Genomic DNA, 18491 nt, shown 5'->3' on the forward strand with positions numbered 1-18491 from the left:
TGAACTGCGTATTATGCCTATTTATTTGAATGGTCTTATGTTGGGTTTGTCTCTTATTATGGCTCTCGGGCCGCAAAATGTCTTTTTAATAAGACAAGGAGCCTTACGGAAACATGCTGTTTTATCAGCTCTTACTTGTTTCTTTTGCGACAGTCTACTTATTACAGGAAGTGTGGCGGGCTTACATCATTTATTAGAAACGCATGATAGCATCCGTCTCATCATGATTTGTTTCGGCTCCTTATTTCTTGCTTATTATGGCTTTATTACCTTAAAGCAGTGTTTCACTAAAAAATCGGCTCCAGTCCAAGCAGAGCAAAACCTCACCACGCGCTGGCAAATAATTTTATTAGCCTTAAGTTTTAGCCTTTTGAATCCCCATGCGATTATTGATTCATTGGTAATTATTGGCGGGGGCAGCATTCAATTCCCCGGACACCAAAAGGAATTCTTATTCGGCGTCCTAACTTCAAGTCTTGTTTGGTTTAGCGCTTTAACTTTTAGTACTTATTATTTTTCCAAAGCATTAACCAAAGCCACTATATGGCGAAGGGTAGAATTTTGCAGCGGGATATTAATGTTGTTTTTAAGTGTAAAATTACTTTGTAGCTTCTAGGGGGTATTAAGAAAGGGCCAATCAGTGTGTCGCCAATTGACCCAGTGGAATGACACATAGCAAGTCCAACCTCGCGTGCAAAGTTTTCCATAAAAAGGCTTCTAGTGTCAATAAGTAATGTTTTTGTTACACTATCAGTTCGAACCGCTTCGGATTAATAGCATAATTTATTCAGACTACTATTATGTTTTATGGCAATACTATTCAAGATACCCGTGAAATATTTTTCACCAGTTGGGAAAAATATTTAAATAAAAAAGAGCTGCTTCCTTTAGAACAGCAAGTAGTGCAAGTAATCTTGGCCCACCCGGAATACCACGCTTTCATAAGCTCAAAAAAATGCGATCAGCAATTTTTCCCGGAGCTCGGTCAAACTAATCCTTTTCTCCATTTGGGTTTGCATTTAGTAATCCGTGACCAGGTCACTATGAATAAGCCCGAAGGAATATCTTCCGTTTTCAAAGGGTTACTAAAAAAATATAAAGATGAACTTGAAGTAGAACATGTTATGATGGAAGCACTTGCTGAATGTTTATGGCAAGCGCAGCGTGCGCAGCAATTACCTGATGAATTAAGTTACTTAAAGCACTGCCAACACATACTAGAGTCTATTTAAATGGTTAAAAATACCAAAACACATTTTGGATTCCAATCTGTAGAATGGGATGAAAAAGAGTACAAAGTACGCGAAGTTTTTCATTCTGTAGCCCAAAAATATGACTTGATGAATGATTTAATGTCATTCGGCATTCACCGAATATGGAAATATTTTACTACGGAAATTAGTAGAGTTCGTTCAGGACAATCAGTTCTTGACTTGGCGGGTGGCAGTGGCGATTTAACGCGTTTATTTAGTAAAAAGGTAGGGCCAACCGGACAAGTGGTTTTAGCCGATATTAATTCCGCTATGTTATCTGTGGGACGCGACCGTTTACTTGATCAAGGCTTGTTTAATAATTTACGCTTTGTGCAAGCCAATGCGGAGGCCCTACCTTTCACCGCAAATAGTTTTGATTGTATTGTAATTGGCTTCGGTTTAAGAAATGTGACTGATAAGGAAAAAGCCTTACGTTCAATGTATGAGGTGTGTAAACCGGGCGGTAAAGTTTTAGTCCTTGAATTTTCCACTCCGCAATTAGCAGGCATTAAAACATTATACGACTGGTATTCTTTCACAATATTACCCAAATTAGGCAGTTTTTTTGCGAATGATGAGGACAGTTACCGTTATTTAGCAGAGTCTATCCGCATGCACCCCAATCAAGAAGAGTTGAAAGGATTAATCGAACGTGCGGGATTTGAAGATTGTCATTATCATAACTTAACCGGTGGTATTGTTGCCCTGCATATAGCTTATAAGTATTGAGAACACAATGATAAAAGATTACACATTGGCTGCATTACAAAAAGCAATTAATAAAGCTATTGGTCTGGATGAAAAAATGCCGGCCAAACTGGCCTCATTGGCAGGTAAAACGATAGAAATTATTATTACGCCTTTGAACGTCAGCTTTTATCTTACTTTCACTTCTACGGGTATTGAGTTACTACCTGAATCCATTAATCCCGCTGACACTGTCATTCGCAGTAGCCCTCTAGGGCTTATCCGCCTAAGCTTTTTACCCGCCTCGAAAGTACGCTCTTTATTTAATGATCAAATTACCATTAGTGGAGATGTGGAGTTAGGCCAGCGTATAAAAAAAATATTCGATGAAATAGATATTGATTGGGAAGGGCATTTAGCCCATTTTACCGGAGATGTCGTTGCTTACCAAATTGGCTCCCTTATTCGGGGGGGCAATGCAATAAAAGAGCGTCTGAGCAACTCTTTAAAACATAGTATGACTGAATACTTACAAGAAGAGTTACAACTCTTCCCTCCACGGGAAGAAATTGAAGATTTTTTTAAAGAGATTGATGAGCTCTCATTACGCGTTGAGCGCTTAAAAGCGCAATTTGAAAAAATGGAATGGCGTAAAGATAATGAAATCCACTAAACAATTATTTCGCTTATTACGAATAAACTATGTTTTAACTAAAAATGGATTAGACCAGGTTATTCTTTCTATTCGTCTTTTTGCCCCTTTTCGTTTCATTGCATATTTCAACCCTTGGAATTGGTTTAGAAAAGAAAAACTCACACGGGGTCAAGCCATTCGAAAAACATTAGAAGAGTTAGGCCCTATTTTTATAAAATTTGGCCAAGCCCTTTCCACCCGACCTGATATTTTACCTCCAGATATTGCTTTAGAACTCAGTAAGCTGCAGGATCAAGTGCCTCCCTTCCCTAGCGAACAAGCATTAGCCATTCTAGAATCTGCTTTTGGCCATAGCGCCCATGAAGTATTTGCACAATTTGACGAGGAAGTTCTGGCATCTGCTTCTATGGCGCAGGTACATGCAGCCACGCTTAAAACGGGTGAAGACGTTGTTGTAAAAATTCTGCGGCCCAATATGCGTAAAGTTATCGAGCAAGATCTCAGCATCCTTTACACCATTGCACATTTAGCTGAACGTTACTGGGCAGAAAGCAAGCGTTTAAAGCCTAAAGAAATCGTAAAAGAATTTGAAAAAACACTCTTTGATGAACTGAACTTACAGCGCGAAGCAGCGAATGCCAGTCAATTAAGAAGAAATTTTAATAATTCTCCTTTGTTATATGTTCCAGAAATTTATTGGGACTATGTTCGCGAAAATGTGATAGTAATGGAACGTATTTATGGAATTCCGGTCACGGATATTACAGCACTTAAAGAAAATGGTGTAAATATAAAGAAACTGGCTGAAAGAGGCTTACAAATCTTTTTTACCCAAGTATTTCGGGATTGTTTTTTCCATGCAGACATGCATCCTGGTAATATTTTTGTCTCTTTCGAAAACCCGGAAGATCCACAATATATCTGTGTAGATTTTGGGATCATCGGCACCTTAAGTGAAAATGACAAGCGTTACATTGCGGAAAATTTACTCGCTTTTTTTAATCGCGATTATCGAAGAGTCGCACAATTACATGTTGAATCAGGGTGGGTAGCCAGAGACACACATGTTGAGGAATTTGAAAGCGCTATTCGTACTGTTAGCGAGCCTATTTTTGAAAGACCATTAAAAGATATTTCTTTCGCTTTACTTGTTATGCAACTTTTCCAAGTAGCGCGCCGTTTTAATATGCAAGTGCAACCACAATTGGTGTTACTACAAAAAACGTTGCTGGCAATTGAAGGGCTGGGACGACAACTCTATCCCGATTTAGATTTATGGACAACAGGTAAGCCTTTTCTGGAAAAATGGGTTAAAGAACAAATGGGCCCCCAAGCTTTTTTCCAGCATCTGCGCGCGAATTTACCCTTTTTTATTGAACAATTACCTCACATGCCTAAATTATTTAACGATGTCCTTCTTTTAACCAAAGAACAAAAAATTCAAGAAATTGAAAAAAATCTCCTGCGTGGACCTTTAAAATTGAGTAAGTTTGCTTGGTATAAAGGCCTCGGGGCGGGGGTTTTTGTGGTAATGATGCTATTTAGTGGATTAAGCTATTTTAATGTTTTAGAACCTGATAAATTAGCTACAGCCGCATTAATAACCGCCTTCGCTGGCGGACTGCTTTCTTTCTGGAGCCGACGAAAAAGGAGATAAGCCATGGGCCTTAGCGGAATAAGTCCTTTATCCTTGCTTTTAATTTTTCTCATTATTCTCGCATTATTTGGGACCAATAAAGTTAAATCAATTGGCAGCGATTTAGCCTCAGCGATTAAAAGTTTTCGCAAAGCCATGAATGAAGATGATGAGAAGAAATGAGTATCGGTGAGTTACTCATTATTTTCATCGTAGCGCTCTTTGTATTTGGCCCCACTAAATTACCGATGCTCGCTGAGCACTTAGCCAAATTAATAAAGACGGTTACAAAAATAAAAAATGACGCCAGTCTTTTTCTGCAAAATCAGTTAAACGAACAACAGCTTAAAGAGAACGAAAAAAAAGCCAAAACCGCGGATGAGCAATATAAAAATCGCGATACAGACTAGACTGTCATTGCAAACAATAGCCTACACCTGCCTATATTCTATCTCCTCTTTTTTTCCAAATAATACAGCCAAAATAATTCCAATTTCATACAAAAACCATAGAGGAATAGCTAACATAATTTGCGAGATTACATCAGGCGGCGTTAGAAGCATTCCAATGATAAAAGCGGCTACTACTATATAAGGCCTGATTTTCTTTAGTGTTTGTAACTCCGCTAAATGCAGGCGCACCATAAAAAAACACACTAACGGCACTTGGAAACATAACCCAAAAATGATGAGCATACGCGTGATAAAATCCAGGGTATTTGTCATATCCGGTAAGTAGCGCACATGAAAAGGAAGCGCGTGGGAAAAAAAATTAAGCATATAAGGCAATACCCAATAAAAACAGAATAAAACACCACATATAAATAATAACAAACTCAAGCTAATTAAGATTTGTAAATTATAACGCTCATTTCTATAGAGGGCCGGCGCAACAAAAAGCCAAGTATGGTATAACGCAAAGGGAATAGTGCCTAATAAAGATAAATTGGCTGCCAACTTTAAAGGTGTAATGAGGGGAGCAGTAATATCCGTCGCTACCATGAAATTTTTATCGGGCAATACTTTTAATAAGGGTTGCACCAAGAAAAGAAAAATATCATTTGAAAAATAAAAACATAAAGAAAAAAGAACGATAAAAAATGCAAAAACAGATAGTCCTCTTCTTCTTAATTCCAGGAGATAGGACATGATCATTTAAACATCCATATTTTTAGGTGATGATTTACTAAAATATAAAAATGTATAATTGAGTGCAATTACTAAATGAGAATTTTATGCATCAACCTCGTAAACGTTTCGGGCAAAATTTTTTACAAGATAAAAATATTATTAATAAAATTTTGCGCTCCTTTAATCCAAAACCAGACGAATTCATTGTTGAGATCGGCCCTGGATTAGGTGCCTTAACACTTCCGTTACTACAAGAAGTAAATTCATTAGTCGCGATAGAAATTGATAAGGATTTGCAAAAATATTTACAAGCACAACCTGAGGCCAAAAATAAATTAAAAATTATCGATGCAGATGCTTTGACCATTAACTATAGTGACTTTGGTCATGAGATAAGAGTTATTGGCAACCTCCCCTATAATATTTCTACGCCTCTTTTATTTTCGCTGTTACAAAGCTCCCAGCATATAAAAGACATGTTATTCATGCTGCAAAAGGAAGTAGTTGAAAGGCTGGCGGCAGAACCAGGAACAAAAGATTACGGCCGCCTAAGTATTATGGTGCAATACCTTTGCCAAGTAGATTACCTCTTTACTGTACCGGCTGAGGCTTTTTTCCCCCCACCAAAAGTCGAGTCAGCGATTGTTTCCTTAACACCTTATAAAAAAAATCCCTTTACTGCAGTACCCGTTCAACAATTGGAAAAACTAGTAGCTAAAGCCTTTTCTATGCGGCGTAAAACATTAGCCAATAACTTAAAAGGATTTATTAATTTAGATATTTTAGAAAAATTAAATATAAACCCAGGCTTGCGTCCAGAACAGGTGACAGTAGAGCAGTATGCTCAAATAGCGAAATTACTCGCCAATTAGTGTATACTATGTGCGACCTTTTTTTTGCGTTATTATCTTAGGTAGGAGACTGTTTTGTTTCATAAACCTCATAAAACACCAAATGCGAAGCCGCTTAAAGATTTAACCGCCATCGTCTCACCGGCGCAATTGCTTGCAGACGCCAAAAGACAGCAATTATTGGAAAAAATAGAAGATTTCAGCGGTTTTGAGCAGACGCGATTTAACACTTTGTGTACCCCGCTTATCCATAACCTAATCAATCATTGTCAATCCTTGCCTGAAACTTACAACAGCTACTACGCGCAATCTGGAGGTTTGTTAGATCACGCATTAAATCGTACCGAAGCTGCCTTAGATTTATTTCGCCATTTTATTATTCAAGAAAGTACTGAACTCTCTGAAGAACAAAAACTCTGGATGTATGCACTTTTTTCAGCGGGAATTTTACAAGGTATTGGGAAATTACAAGTCGAATTTAAAATTGGACTCTATGATGTTAATGGCCAATTGATAAAAACCTGGAATCCCGTGCTAGAAAGTCTGGCAGCAGTTGGCAGTTACTATCAATATAGCTTTTTAGGCCCTACCGATGAAGATTTTCGTAAACGTCTCAATTTGTTATTAGCCCGCATGCTAATGCCTGCTGCCGGCTTTAATTTAATTGCCTCGAATGCTGATGTCTTGGCAGTTTGGCTCTCTCTCTTAAACGAAGATTGGCAGTCCGCGGGAACACTTGGAGCAATACTTGTTAGAGCAGATGCTATTGCTATTCAGCGTTATTTTAATGAGTTTTTACATACTATCGCTACCCGTCGAGGGAGAATAAATCGTATTAGCACCTTTGTTGATACAAATCCTGAGAATTTGATTGATAAAGAAAAAGCAATTGGAATAGAGTTTATTCAATGGCTAACCAAGTCTTTGGAAGACGGACAAATTATGATTAACAAAGCACCCTTATTAATGGTGCCGGGCGGATTACTTATTTCCCCTGAAATATATAAATATTTTGTGCGTGAACATCCAGAATATAAAAATTGGCAAGCGATTCAAAACGGCTTCTTATCTTTGAAATTACATAGTGTGGCAACAGACGGCACGGTAGAGGCCCGATTCGAACAAACAGCCACTCAACAAATGCATACAGGGGTGGTATTTTCAAATTATGCAATTGCCCTCCCTGAAACGATGAAAATTCATAATGTAAATACAGGTAAAATTAGTACTATCTCAGCCACCGAGCTAATTCATAGTGCCCAACATAACAATAATTTCCGGCAACCAGCTAGTCCAACGAGCAGCCAATTGGCTCATTTAAATGCACACGGGAAATGGGAACAAGTTGAAGCGCAAGACGCCTTACGACCAGGAAGTCATCATAGTGGCTGATTATGCTATTGGAGATATTCAAGGATGCTATGACCCTTTGCAACGATTGCTTGAGAAAATCCACTATAATGAGCGGCAGGATAGGCTCTGGTTTGTAGGTGATTTGGTAAACAGAGGCCCTCAGTCGCTACAGGTAATACGTTTTGTCAAAAGTTTACCTTTAAAACCTATTGTTTGCTTAGGTAATCACGATTTGCACTTACTAGCCCGGATTTTTACCCACCCTGTACGAATAAATAAAGATGATACTTTACATGAACTTTTACAAGCCTCCGACAGTGAAGAAATCGGCCATTGGCTGCGTAAACAATTTATATTATTTTATGATGCTACGTTAAACATCGTCATGTGCCATGCAGGGATTGCCCCAATATGGGATTTACCTACCGCCATAAAATTATCACGGGAATTAGAAGCTGTTTTGCATGGAGAGGATTACTTATATTTTCTAAATAATATGTATGGCAATGAGCCAACACATTGGTCTAATTCACTCCCTCGTCTCGAGCGCTTACGTTTAATTTGTAATTATTTTACCCGCATGCGTTTTTGTAATGAAAACGGCGATTTAAACCTATCTTATAAAGGTACTATAGCCGATGCACCTGCCCATTTATTCCCCTGGTTTTTAGTGCCCAATCGTATTGAAATACCAGCTGATATTGTATTTGGTCATTGGGCGGCCCTGATGGCGAGGAGTCCTCACCCGCGAATTCACGCTTTAGACAGCGGCTGTTACTGGGGAAATTCTTTAACAGCAATATGCCTCCAAGATAAACAACGTTATACGGTTTCATGCGCATGAAGTTTTTAGTTGTATTATTATTTTTATGTATTTTTGAGAGTAGTGTTGCCGCGACTATTTTAGAAAATTGCACCCCTCCCTTTTCTTCAAATAATTTACTGTTGGAAACAAACAAGCAAATTGAAGAAGTTAGCGCCGAAGAACTGCAGCTAGAGGAGGCAATCAAAAATCCTGAATATTTATTAAAAAACTGGATTGAATTGCCCACATCCCCGAAAGCCAATCAAAAAACACGGTTTCTTTCCCTAAGAGAAGCCATTTTATTAGCGTTACGATATAACCCAAATATAAAAAATGCAGAGTTAGACCGAATTATTCAACGTTATCAATTGCGTTTAGCCCATAATGAATTTGAATTACAGTATGCTTTAAGTGGAACAGCCTTTGTTGAAAAATCTCATTATAGTGATGTCGGCAGTGTTACCACAAAAAATTATCTACTCACTCCTGAGTTAGACTTAAAAACTAAATTGGGTAGTCAGCTATCTCTAAAAATGGATAATAATGTAGCTGCTTATGGCAATTATAACCCTTTGCTGAATCTATCTTTTAGTCAACCGCTTCTGCGCGGCTTTGGAAAAGACGCCAATGAAGCAGGGCTTTTAAATGCAATCGATAATGAGTGGATGAATAAAGTTAATTTACGCCAGTCCATCATGGATCAAATCACCCAAGTGATTTTAATTTATCGCTCGCTTGTACTAAGCGGTAACAACCTGCAAAACCAACGTCAGCAATTACAAGAAGCAGAAACCAGTTTTCAAATAAATGAAAAACGTATTAATGCTGGCCAATTAGAGCCAACTGGGAATATTCAGCAGTCTTATCAAATTGAATCGCTGAAGCTCACGGTAGAGCAGGCTGAAAATGACTTTCGCAATACCTCGCAAGATTTATTACAAGCATTAGGACTCGATCCTGATATGAAAATAGCAGTTCCAAATGATGTAAGCTTAAATAAAATTATCATTCCGAAAATGGAGGACGCCTTAGCCGTAGGTCTTGCTCACAATAACCAATATTTAGCATTACAAAATACTTTAAAAGCGGATGAACGTGCTTATAAAATGGCCAAAAACCAACAATTATGGCAATTGGATTTTAATGCCAACATTCAAGCGGGCACGATGACTGGAGTAGATAGCACCAGCCCTGGTGTCCCGGGGCTCTATAAAGGTCATAATATTGATAAAGCTGCAGGAATAACCCTTACTATCCCTATTAATGATGTTAGCAGTAAAAATCAATTAATAACGGCAAAAGTACAATTAGAAAAAGATAGAATTAATTTAATCGCTGCTAAACGAGCCCTCATAACCTCTATAAAAAATACAATTAGTAATATTGAAAGCCAGGCGAAACGATATGAGTTGGCCAAACGGCAGGTTGAACTGGCTCTAAGAGCCTATACTTTGGAAAAGAAAAAACAGCAAGCAGGAATTTCTAGTGCATTAGATGTAAACAGTACACAAAATCAATTATTACTAGCCCAAAGAGGGCTAATTAGTGCAAAGGTAGATTATCTTAACCAATTAGCTCTCTTACAGCGATTATTAGGAACCACTTTAGATTATTGGAAAATAAAATTACGGTATTGTTAAGAGACAAATGCAGTAGAGCCGCAGGCCAACAGAGGATGGGGAGCCCGACGGCCAAACATTATTATGAGTTATTATTTATGAAATTTTTTATATTACTTTTTACCTTGCTTTTAGTGAGTTGCTCACCAGGCAAACACACAAATAAACCAGAAAAACATATTATCAAAGTACAAAGTACCACATTACATAAATCATTGTTTTTTACAGGAACCATGCAACCTTTAAGGGAAACCACGCTTACCGCCCCTTTGGACTCTGTTATTGATTCCATGCCTCATTCGTATGGGCAAAAAGTCCAAAAAGACGATAAAGTATTTATTCTTAATTCCGCTGAATTGCAAAAACAATACAATGAAACACTTACTGAATACCTCAAAGCAAAAGATGCGTATGTTATTGCTAAATCTAAATTTACAGGGACGCAAGACCTCTGGAATGCCGGCCTCATTGCTAAAAATAGCTATATAGGAGAAAAATCAGGTTTAAATACTGCCAAAATCGCTCTCATGCAAGCAACAGAACGGCTTAGCGATTTGCTTGAAAAAACAGGGGAAAACTCAGCTAATTTTGCTTCGCTTAGTTTTTCTGATTTCGAAAAAGTGAAAAAGATTTTAAGTATTAAACATAACCTCGTGAATATAAAAGCTACAAGCCCTGGTGTTTTATTGTACCCTCCGAAAAACTCTGAAGAAAAATCCAACCAGTTAACTGTAGGCTCTTCAGTTAAAGCAGGGCATGTATTAGGACTCATTGGAGATTTAAGTGGGGTTCGCATTGAAATTGAAATCCCGGAAGTGGATATTGATAAAGTGAAACCTGGAATGAGAGCGATGGTACGGAGTGTTAGCTTCCCAAATGAAGAATTAACAGGGGAAATAGTGGCAATTAATGCACAAGCAACCAGTGGCAACGGTGCTGCTTTGCCTTCTTTCCCCGCAGTCATAGAAGTTCGAAATCTCAGTTCGCAGCAACAAGAATGGGTTAAAGTGGGCATGAGTGCCAATATTGAATTATTTATTGATAACCATAATAAGCTCATGATTCCTATACAAGCCATTAGACACCACAACGGTAAGAGCATCGTTTCTTTGGTAAAAAATGGAAAAATCCAGCAACAAATTATTACCACCGGTGCAACGAATGGAGACCAAGTGGTGGTAACTTCCGGTTTGCACGAAAATGATGAAATTGTCCATGGCTAATCATTCATTGGGTTTAAGTCCCAAAAGTACTTGTCGGCCCCCCTTAATCCGGTTAAATCAATTAACTAAAGGGTATTGTGTAGGTTCTATTTTTACTACCGTTTTGAAAAATATCAATCTAACTATTAATTACGGTGAAATGATTGCGATAGTAGGACCATCTGGCTCGGGAAAATCCACTTTAATGAATCTTATGGGACTACTGGATAAAGCAGACTCTGGGGAATATTTTTTGCGAGATAAATTGGTCACGCATTATGATACAGATGAATTAGCGGAGCTAAGAAATCAACATATTGGCTTTGTTTTCCAACAATTTAATCTTCTCCCTCGCTTTAATACCTTACAAAACGTGAGTTTGCCTCTTACCTACCGAAAAGACTGCACTCCCATTTCAATTCAAAATAGAGCACGGCAAGTTTTGGCTAAAGTAGGTATGGAAAAATTCTTACATCATTTACCTACGCAGTTATCAGGCGGGCAACAACAGCGGGTAGCTATATCCAGAGCATTGGTTGGGAACCCGGAAATGATTTTAGCAGACGAACCGACCGGCGCATTGGATTCAGCGACCGGACAAGAAATAATGAATTTATTCCTTGCTTTAAACCAAGAAGGGAAAACGATTGTTATCGTTACGCATGATGAAAAAATTGCCGAGCAATGCCAGAGAAAAATCATTATGAAAGATGGTCGTATTATCACAGGTTTTGACTAATGTATTTATTCAATCAATGTCAACAAGCGTGGGTTAATTTATTGGCGGCAAAATTGCGATCTTTTTTAGCGGTATTAGGCATATTAGTGGGCACGGCCGCCGTAGTTGCTTTACTAAGTTGTGGTCAACTTGCCACAGAAAAAGCCTTACAGCAATTTAAAGCTTTGGGGACAGATTTATTAGCCATTTCCTTTTATCAAAAAGCTGAAGACAATCAGAATAGTGGGCAAAATTTCATCCCTTTATCAGCACTTTACCAATTTCCTCAAAAAATTCCTGCAATAAAAAAAATTGCCCCTTATGCAAGTACTTACCAAACTCTAAGTTATGAGGGAAATATTTTAAATGGCTCTATCATTGGAGCAGATGAAAAACTGGCAGATATTATTAAAATTAAACTGGCAATGGGGCGCTTCGTTTCTTTTTTACACTCCTATGAGAAGGTGTGTGTCATTGGAAATAATTTATGGGAACAAATTAAAGAAACCACCTCCGACAACCCCTTAGGAAAGCAATTACGCATAGGTGAAAACCTCTATACTATTATTGGTGTCGCTCAACCTTGGAAAGAAAACGGTTTTTTTAACGAGGATATCAATACGGCCGTCATTATTCCTGTTGGTGGCATGGCTCTGATTAGCCAAGACACGGCCGTAAATAACGCCATTATGCTGTTACGCAGTGACAGTAATATTGAAATAATTTCTGAGCAGCTCAAATCTATAGTCCACAAAGAAGCGCCCAAACTGACAGTCTTTATCCGTAGCGCCAAACAAATTATTGCCAGCATGGAAAGCCAGGGAAGAATTTTTACTTTGTTATTAGCCATCATTGGCAGCATATCTTTATTAGTAGGCGGGATCGGAGTAATGAATGTAATGTTGGTTTCTGTCAGTGAGCGAAAAAAAGAAATTGGTCTACGAAAAGCGGTAGGGGCTAAGAATAATGAAATTCAACGCTTGTTTTTGGTTGAATCGGTAATGCTTTCTTTAGTGGGAGGCTTTTTAGGAATCTGTGTAGGTTTAATTTTTACAGCAATTATTGCTTATTTTAATCAATGGCATTTTACTTTTTATTTATTACCTCCTTTAGCAGGGTTTGGTGTATCTGTTGTAACCGGTGTTTTCTTTGGTTTTTATCCAGCACGCCGGGCAGCGCTTCTTGAACCAATGGAAACGCTTAGGGCAACTATCTAAGTTTATCCCGGATCCTTCAAAATACTATTTTTGAGTATCCGGGGTTTATAGATAAAAACACGATCCTTACCTGCTTTTTTAGCAGCGTAGAGTGCTTCATCTGCTTTACCAAGTATTTCCTCAGCTTTACTTCCATGCTCTGGAGCGCTAGCGATACCTGCTGATAGCGTAATGGGAGGTAAATGAATACCTTGTGTTTGAATGACTAATTGTTTTATTTTTTCGCAAATATTCTCTATACGCGATTTAGCCTCTTCTTTTCCACTACCCAATAGAACAATTACAAACTCCTCTCCCCCGAAACGGCAAGATATGTCGCCTGCACGGAATGCTTGCTGAAAAACAGTACTGATCGATTTTAAAACCACATCCCCAACATCATGCCCATATTCATCATTCACCTTCTTGAAGTTATCAATATCTAGCATAGCCACTGTTAATACACCTTTATCACGATTAATATATTTAAGTTCTCGCGGTAAGGTTTCATCAAGATAGCGTCGATTAAATAAACCTGTTAAACCGTCTCTGATCGCTTGGTAACGTAAAGCCTCGCGTAAATTAATGTTGGCTAGTGCTAATTTTATATTCTCGCCAAAAGTAATAATAAGTTGTTGCAATCCAGTTTCTAACGGAAAAAAAGGATGGCCATTTACATGTAATAACCCAATGACTTCTTCCCGTACTATCAGCGGAAAGTCCAGATACCATCCTTGCGGTATCTCGGTAAAGTGTTGGCAGATAACATCGTTTTTTTCATTGCGTATTATATAAATAGAACTACTTCGCATTGCCCAGCAACTTAACCGGGAAAATTTTTCAGGCAAGTATTTTGTTTGTCCCCATTGGCAAACGGTTTTTAATTCATCACTAGAGGTATTATATGCGGCAAAACCCCCATTTAAATTTTGGAACAAATCTTTCGCAGTTACCTGAATAATTGAATAAGCTTCTTCCACTGAATAACAGCTATGAAGAAGTTCATTCATTTTATTTAATAAGAGATTTTGTTGTTCCTTATTTTTTAAAGAATCCAAGGTGCTCGCGATATAAGCATCTACTTGCTCATTTATTGGACCCAGGACTCTCCTTTTCAGCAAACAAAAAATAATCATAAAAAAGATAATTGCCGCTATAGCTAAAATAATAAACAAAGAAGAGGTGAGTTTTTCCACTCTTTTTATATACATAATATTATTTTTTGTACGTAAATCGATTGCAAAAGTTAGTTCCTCAATAGTTTCCAAGAAGTTTGCTCTTGCCTTTAAATAATCACTGCCAAAAAGAATCTGTTCCGCTTCTTTTTTATTTTTTTCAGTAGAACCACTTAATAAAATAAACGCCCGATGCTCCATACTATTTAATTTATTAGCACGCTGCTCTGCTCTTTTTAAAAGATCCAGTTCTAATTCGCTCAGTTTAAGCTCTTTAGTAGCCGATGCTTTTCCGTTGTTCACTAAGGATGCTACGTGGTTTCTTTTTCCTCCGAGCACATAAGCCCAATAAAAAGAAGAATAATAGGTGGGTTTGGATAAAGTACCGTTTCGAATTCCAATGACATCTTCATAATAATTTTTATATTTTGAATCACCGGTTGCAGTATAGTAATGTGCCATCTCGGTAAGTGTGCTAGAGTGGTTTAAGATTTCGAGAGCAACATTTACAGAAGAAAGTCGATTTCTCTCAATATTTTCCAGTTTCTGATTAACGTACAACAAATATAGAACGAAGCTGCATAAAAGAAGAAGAATAAAGACTATCGTTAACAGTGAAGTCCTAAAGTAAGTGTTTGCCTGATTTTTTTTAACGGGCATTTCCATTTTATAATTTAAGCTCTTCCATCGCGTTAAATGCAGTATAGGCTTAAATCAGATCTTTGGGTATGGAATATTAATTTATGCTAAGATGGGAGATTATATATTTTAACGTTCGTTAGGCTGGCAACGGAGTAGCCTTGATGCAGTAATCAAGGAGTCAGGTGGAAGTTATTTAAATGGATACCTTGATTTACGTATCACTGCATCCACGCTGCGTTTTCGTCTGAGGCTCGCAGTGACGAATTAAATATCAAGCATAGGGGACAATATGAAAAAATGGGGAGTTCTATGGGGGGTAATCGCTACTTTTCTAGTCTTTACAGCAGCATACGCCCAACAAACTAATTGGCAACAATGGGTTTATGCAGTCAGAGAGGAAGCCTTGGCGCAAGGAATTTCCGCCACTTTATTTGACCAGGCGTTTGCCGATATCCATGAGCCGAGTAAACAAGTAAAAAACCTGGCTCGTTCACAACCTGAGCACCGGTTAACTTTTATAAAATACCGCGATTCGCGTGTTGATAACTATCGCATTTCCGTAGGCAGAAAAGTTTATGAAAAGAATAAAGCCTTAGCTGACGAGGTTGGCAATCACTTTGGGGTAGACCCTTGTTTCGTTATGTCTTTTTGGGGAATGGAAAGTAGCTATGGTAGTTACATGGGTAACTTCCCTGTAATCCGTTCACTCGCTACTTTGGCTTACGATTCCACACGCAAGGATTTTTTCCGAAAAGAATTATTCCTGGCATTGCATATCCTTAATGATGGTCACGTAGATCTAAGCCACTTTAAAGGTGAGTGGGCTGGTGCTTCGGGTCAGCCTCAATTTTTACCGTCGAGCTGGGTTAAGTATGCTGTGGACTATGATGGTGACGGCCGTAAGGATATTTGGAGTTCAAAAGCAGATGTGTTTGCTTCCATAGCAAACTATATGAAACAAAATGGTTGGCAAACAGGTCAACCATGGGCAGTCATTGTCAAATTACCTGCTAATTTTGATATGAATTTAGAAGGTAAGAAAACAGTTAAGCCTGTAAGCGAGTGGAATGCGCTCGGAGTTCGCACTGAAAATGGTGACGCGCTTCCTTTTCCTGAACTCATGGCAAGTGTGATTCAGCCTTATGGCGGCCCTACATTCCTTGCCTATCCGAATTATAAAATGATCTTGCGTTATAATAACTCTATTTATTATGCCGGAGCCATTGGCTATTTGGCCGATAAAATTTGCAGGAGGTAGGTTTGCCTTTCCTTGACAAATTAGCGTCATTGACTCCTTTTGAGAGGAAAATTATTTGTGATAAGGCTACTGAGTACGCCCACATCGGAAAATATAATGCGTATATACATTCCGGCACTTACCTTTGCAGGCGTTGTGGGCTTGCTTTGTTTCGTGCTGATAGTCAATTTTCCAGTGGCTGTGGATGGCCTAGTTTTGATGTAACTATTCCGCATGCGGTAAAAGAAGTACCCGATGCTGATGGACTAAGAATAGAAATTCTTTGCTCCCGCTGCCTGGCTCACTTAGGGCATGTTTTCACGGGCGAAGGTTTTACCCCCTTAAATCGACGCTTTTGTGTCAACTCTACCTCCCTAGATTTTGTTAATAACCAACGCGTTACAGATACAGAAGAAGCTATTTTGGCAGGCGGGTGCTTCTGGGGAGTTGATTATTATCTAAAACAATTAACAGGTGTGTTGAAGGTAGAGGTAGGGTATACGGGCGGTTCCTTGGAAAATCCGAGTTATGAACAAATTTGTCAGGGACACACCGGTCATTATGAAGCAGTTCGCATTATTTTTGATAAAGAAAAAATCGATTATCAAACGCTAGTTAAATACTTTTTAGAAATCCATGATCCCACACAAAAATCAGGACAAGGTCCCGATATGGGGCATCAATATAAAAGTGCTATTTTTTATTATAATGAAAAACAAAAGGCTATAGCCCAAGATCTCTTAAAGCAGTTAAGCGCAAAAAATTATGAGATAGCGACACAATTATTACCCGTTACCACCTTCTGGATCGCCGAAGACTATCACCAGGACTATTATTTTAAACATAAAAAAACACCTTATTGTCATAAATGGGTGAAACGATTTTGATGCTCTTGGCTATATTAAATTTGCTAAAGTTGCATAAAAATTTTCTAATTTATATAATATAGGACTTACTTAAAAGTAGCAGGTGTACATGGTAAGTGAAGCAGCAATAGATGAACCGAGTCAAGAGGCATTCTCTCACATTAATTATCATAGAAATGTTAGTACATTAATCAACGCGCTAAATGCTTGTGTAGAAAATGATACGGACCAGAAAAGACATATTTTTACGCGGCTACATGAGATAACGCATGCCTATTTACAGGAAAACGCCCTCAATATCAGAAAGCAAATATTATTTAGTCGTCACGCGCAAAGTCAAATGTGGAGCCAAAAAGGATTTGGTTTTACCCCCAACGCACCTATTTCTGAAGAAGCTCGCCTTAATTTATCCGATACCCATAAAAGTACTAACCATTTATTTTATTTCAGAAATACTACTCAAAAAACGCGTATCATTATTTCTCCTTTGACCAGGGCCATCCAAACTGCAGGGCTAATCATTCCTGATAAATGTAACGCGAATGTTTCTATAGAGCCTGCATTATCCGAAAATAGTATTAATCCTTCTGGTTACGATATTCGTGCTCCTGAAGATTTAATAAAAGTCCGTAACCATTTATCATTTTGGCGCCACCCTCTTAAATTTCTATTCTTCTATATTTCCTATTTTCTTTTTGGCCCCGAGCATTTTGATGAGCAAAGAATGATGCGCCAGAGAGCCATGATGAGAATCGAAAAGCACAATGAGGGGCCTACAATTTTTACTAATGAACAGGAAGTAGATCAAAACTTAACGGTTACGAGTGAGGAAAAAATAAGAAAAATTAGAGATCTTATTAATGATACCGAGGAAGACACGTTATGGTTCATAGGTCATGGAAATAACTTTAAACGCTTTTTCAAAAGAATATTTAATATATCTATTCGCTTTGACTTTACCGAAACGCAAGGCGTTTATCAGGTCTCAACAGAAGAAGACAATCTTAGTTTTTTTATTCCTCCTTATTCCTTGGTAATTAATCAAAAAACAGGAGCACTGGAAGGAAAGTATACGGGTACTTTAAAAGTGGTCCCTATCCCTCCAGAGTTAAATGCCTTTTGCTCTTCCTATGCGATTATGCAAGAAACCGGATTAAGAAGAGATAGCACAGACGCGCTAACTCCTGACTCATCCGCTACTCCGCTTACCCCAACCGAACCACAGGAAGATCCCTTTGTTCCCTTGTTGCATGAAAGAAGGCTGTCAACCTCCTCCTCATCTGAACCAGAACCAGAATTTGATATGCCCTCATTGCCAATCTCTACTGAGGAGCCTGATTCTACAACTGCAATTCCCACTAGTTGATAACTGTACTCTTTAACTTTACCTGCGAATTAAAATATGGCCCAGGAGTTCTCACCAAAATGGTGAAAAAATGAGCGTGTTATAAATTAAATAGTGCTTC

Annotated in this window: 19 protein-coding genes; 17 read left to right on the forward strand and 2 right to left on the reverse strand. The window is 38.2% G+C overall.

The window, feature by feature from the left end; all coding sequences use genetic code 11:
* The first annotated feature begins 13 nt into the window (after positions 1–13).
* From EL206_RS08750 to EL206_RS08780, 7 genes are all read left to right on the forward strand, one after another.
* Complete coding sequence (locus EL206_RS08750; protein ID WP_058462983.1) at positions 14–616, forward strand: LysE/ArgO family amino acid transporter; 603 nt, start codon at positions 14–16, stop codon at positions 614–616.
* A gap of 184 nt (positions 617–800) precedes the next feature.
* Positions 801–1232 carry a DUF1841 family protein gene (locus EL206_RS08755; protein ID WP_058462984.1) on the forward strand — a complete coding sequence of 144 codons (432 nt, stop codon included), beginning with the start codon at positions 801–803 and terminating at the stop codon, positions 1230–1232.
* Positions 1233–1982: a bifunctional demethylmenaquinone methyltransferase/2-methoxy-6-polyprenyl-1,4-benzoquinol methylase UbiE gene (ubiE, locus tag EL206_RS08760; protein WP_058462985.1), complete on the forward strand. Its 750-nt coding sequence runs from the start codon at positions 1233–1235 to the stop codon at positions 1980–1982.
* A gap of 7 nt (positions 1983–1989) precedes the next feature.
* Positions 1990–2613: a ubiquinone biosynthesis accessory factor UbiJ gene (locus EL206_RS08765; RefSeq protein ID WP_058462986.1), complete on the forward strand. Its 624-nt coding sequence runs from the start codon at positions 1990–1992 to the stop codon at positions 2611–2613.
* Positions 2600–4252 carry a ubiquinone biosynthesis regulatory protein kinase UbiB gene (ubiB, locus tag EL206_RS08770; RefSeq protein WP_058462987.1) on the forward strand — a complete coding sequence of 551 codons (1653 nt, stop codon included), beginning with the start codon at positions 2600–2602 and terminating at the stop codon, positions 4250–4252. The genes EL206_RS08765 and ubiB overlap by 14 nt, the downstream gene beginning before the upstream one ends.
* Positions 4253–4255: 3 nt before the next feature.
* Entirely contained in the window at positions 4256–4414 is a 159-nt protein-coding gene (gene tatA, locus EL206_RS08775) for a twin-arginine translocase TatA/TatE family subunit (protein ID WP_058462988.1), read from the forward strand.
* Positions 4411–4641, forward strand: a complete 231-nt coding sequence (locus EL206_RS08780) for a Sec-independent protein translocase subunit TatA/TatB (RefSeq protein WP_058462989.1) — start codon at positions 4411–4413, stop codon at positions 4639–4641. Before tatA ends, EL206_RS08780 begins: the two co-directional genes overlap by 4 nt.
* Before the next feature lie 21 nt (positions 4642–4662).
* On the opposite strand, the gene tatC is transcribed toward EL206_RS08780, so the two are convergent.
* Positions 4663–5382 carry a twin-arginine translocase subunit TatC gene (tatC, locus tag EL206_RS08785; RefSeq protein ID WP_131739619.1) on the reverse strand — a complete coding sequence of 240 codons (720 nt, stop codon included), beginning with the start codon at positions 5380–5382 and terminating at the stop codon, positions 4663–4665.
* Between the two features lie 83 nt (positions 5383–5465).
* Between tatC and rsmA the strand changes: the two genes are divergently transcribed.
* From rsmA to EL206_RS08820, 7 genes are all read left to right on the forward strand, one after another.
* Positions 5466–6233 carry a 16S rRNA (adenine(1518)-N(6)/adenine(1519)-N(6))-dimethyltransferase RsmA gene (gene rsmA / locus EL206_RS08790; RefSeq protein WP_058462991.1) on the forward strand — a complete coding sequence of 256 codons (768 nt, stop codon included), beginning with the start codon at positions 5466–5468 and terminating at the stop codon, positions 6231–6233.
* A gap of 54 nt (positions 6234–6287) precedes the next feature.
* Positions 6288–7604 carry a conjugal transfer nickase/helicase domain-containing protein gene (locus tag EL206_RS08795; RefSeq protein WP_058462992.1) on the forward strand — a complete coding sequence of 439 codons (1317 nt, stop codon included), beginning with the start codon at positions 6288–6290 and terminating at the stop codon, positions 7602–7604.
* Positions 7597–8409: a symmetrical bis(5'-nucleosyl)-tetraphosphatase gene (locus EL206_RS08800; RefSeq protein WP_058462993.1), complete on the forward strand. Its 813-nt coding sequence runs from the start codon at positions 7597–7599 to the stop codon at positions 8407–8409. The genes EL206_RS08795 and EL206_RS08800 overlap by 8 nt, the downstream gene beginning before the upstream one ends.
* Positions 8406–10010 carry a TolC family protein gene (locus EL206_RS08805; protein ID WP_058462994.1) on the forward strand — a complete coding sequence of 535 codons (1605 nt, stop codon included), beginning with the start codon at positions 8406–8408 and terminating at the stop codon, positions 10008–10010. Before EL206_RS08800 ends, EL206_RS08805 begins: the two co-directional genes overlap by 4 nt.
* 77 nt (positions 10011–10087) lie before the next feature.
* On the forward strand, positions 10088–11212 hold the full coding sequence (locus tag EL206_RS08810) for an efflux RND transporter periplasmic adaptor subunit (RefSeq protein ID WP_131739613.1): 1125 nt from the start codon (positions 10088–10090) through the stop codon (positions 11210–11212).
* Positions 11193–11930, forward strand: coding sequence for an ABC transporter ATP-binding protein (locus EL206_RS08815; RefSeq protein WP_232048551.1), 738 nt, complete (start codon positions 11193–11195; stop codon positions 11928–11930). Before EL206_RS08810 ends, EL206_RS08815 begins: the two co-directional genes overlap by 20 nt.
* The gene (locus EL206_RS08820) at positions 11930–13126 is read left to right on the forward strand and encodes an ABC transporter permease (protein WP_058462995.1); all 1197 of its coding nucleotides are present in this window, start codon (positions 11930–11932) and stop codon (positions 13124–13126) included. The genes EL206_RS08815 and EL206_RS08820 overlap by 1 nt, the downstream gene beginning before the upstream one ends.
* 2 nt (positions 13127–13128) lie before the next feature.
* On the opposite strand, the gene EL206_RS08825 is transcribed toward EL206_RS08820, so the two are convergent.
* Entirely contained in the window at positions 13129–14940 is a 1812-nt protein-coding gene (locus tag EL206_RS08825) for a GGDEF domain-containing protein (protein WP_162261885.1), read from the reverse strand.
* Positions 14941–15211: 271 nt separating this feature from the next.
* Here EL206_RS08825 and EL206_RS08830 point away from each other — a divergent pair, with 271 nt between their 5' ends.
* The 3 genes from EL206_RS08830 (at position 15212) to EL206_RS08840 (ending at position 18391) form a co-directional block, all read left to right on the forward strand.
* Positions 15212–16180, forward strand: coding sequence for a lytic murein transglycosylase (locus EL206_RS08830; protein ID WP_058462997.1), 969 nt, complete (start codon positions 15212–15214; stop codon positions 16178–16180).
* 2 nt (positions 16181–16182) lie between these two features.
* Positions 16183–17046 (forward strand): bifunctional methionine sulfoxide reductase B/A protein, encoded by an 864-nt coding sequence (locus tag EL206_RS08835; protein WP_058462998.1) that lies wholly within the window; start codon positions 16183–16185, stop codon positions 17044–17046.
* Between the two features lie 88 nt (positions 17047–17134).
* Positions 17135–18391, forward strand: a complete 1257-nt coding sequence (locus EL206_RS08840) for a phosphoglycerate mutase family protein (protein ID WP_058462999.1) — start codon at positions 17135–17137, stop codon at positions 18389–18391.
* Positions 18392–18491: the final 100 nt, after the last annotated feature.

Origin of the sequence: Legionella adelaidensis, assembly GCF_900637865.1 — a bacterium.
Classification (GTDB): domain Bacteria; phylum Pseudomonadota; class Gammaproteobacteria; order Legionellales; family Legionellaceae; genus Legionella_A; species Legionella_A adelaidensis.

Excerpts from the sequence above, each read along its gene's own strand:
- EL206_RS08765 (WP_058462986.1), top strand. The coding sequence starts at position 1,990 with ATGATAAAAGATTACACATTGGCTGCATTACAAAAAGCAATTAATAAA.
- EL206_RS08815 (WP_232048551.1), top strand. The coding sequence starts at position 11,193 with ATGAAATTGTCCATGGCTAATCATTCATTGGGTTTAAGTCCCAAAAGT.
- EL206_RS08825 (WP_162261885.1), bottom strand. The coding sequence starts at position 14,940 with ATGCCCGTTAAAAAAAATCAGGCAAACACTTACTTTAGGACTTCACTG.
- rsmA (WP_058462991.1), top strand. The coding sequence starts at position 5,466 with ATGCATCAACCTCGTAAACGTTTCGGGCAAAATTTTTTACAAGATAAA.
- EL206_RS08805 (WP_058462994.1), top strand. The coding sequence starts at position 8,406 with ATGAAGTTTTTAGTTGTATTATTATTTTTATGTATTTTTGAGAGTAGT.
- EL206_RS08750 (WP_058462983.1), top strand. The coding sequence starts at position 14 with ATGCCTATTTATTTGAATGGTCTTATGTTGGGTTTGTCTCTTATTATG.
- EL206_RS08780 (WP_058462989.1), top strand. The coding sequence starts at position 4,411 with ATGAGTATCGGTGAGTTACTCATTATTTTCATCGTAGCGCTCTTTGTA.
- EL206_RS08810 (WP_131739613.1), top strand. The coding sequence starts at position 10,088 with ATGAAATTTTTTATATTACTTTTTACCTTGCTTTTAGTGAGTTGCTCA.
- EL206_RS08830 (WP_058462997.1), top strand. The coding sequence starts at position 15,212 with ATGAAAAAATGGGGAGTTCTATGGGGGGTAATCGCTACTTTTCTAGTC.
- EL206_RS08840 (WP_058462999.1), top strand. The coding sequence starts at position 17,135 with ATGGTAAGTGAAGCAGCAATAGATGAACCGAGTCAAGAGGCATTCTCT.
- ubiB (WP_058462987.1), top strand. The coding sequence starts at position 2,600 with ATGAAATCCACTAAACAATTATTTCGCTTATTACGAATAAACTATGTT.
- tatA (WP_058462988.1), top strand. The coding sequence starts at position 4,256 with ATGGGCCTTAGCGGAATAAGTCCTTTATCCTTGCTTTTAATTTTTCTC.
- EL206_RS08820 (WP_058462995.1), top strand. The coding sequence starts at position 11,930 with ATGTATTTATTCAATCAATGTCAACAAGCGTGGGTTAATTTATTGGCG.
- ubiE (WP_058462985.1), top strand. The coding sequence starts at position 1,233 with ATGGTTAAAAATACCAAAACACATTTTGGATTCCAATCTGTAGAATGG.
- EL206_RS08755 (WP_058462984.1), top strand. The coding sequence starts at position 801 with ATGTTTTATGGCAATACTATTCAAGATACCCGTGAAATATTTTTCACC.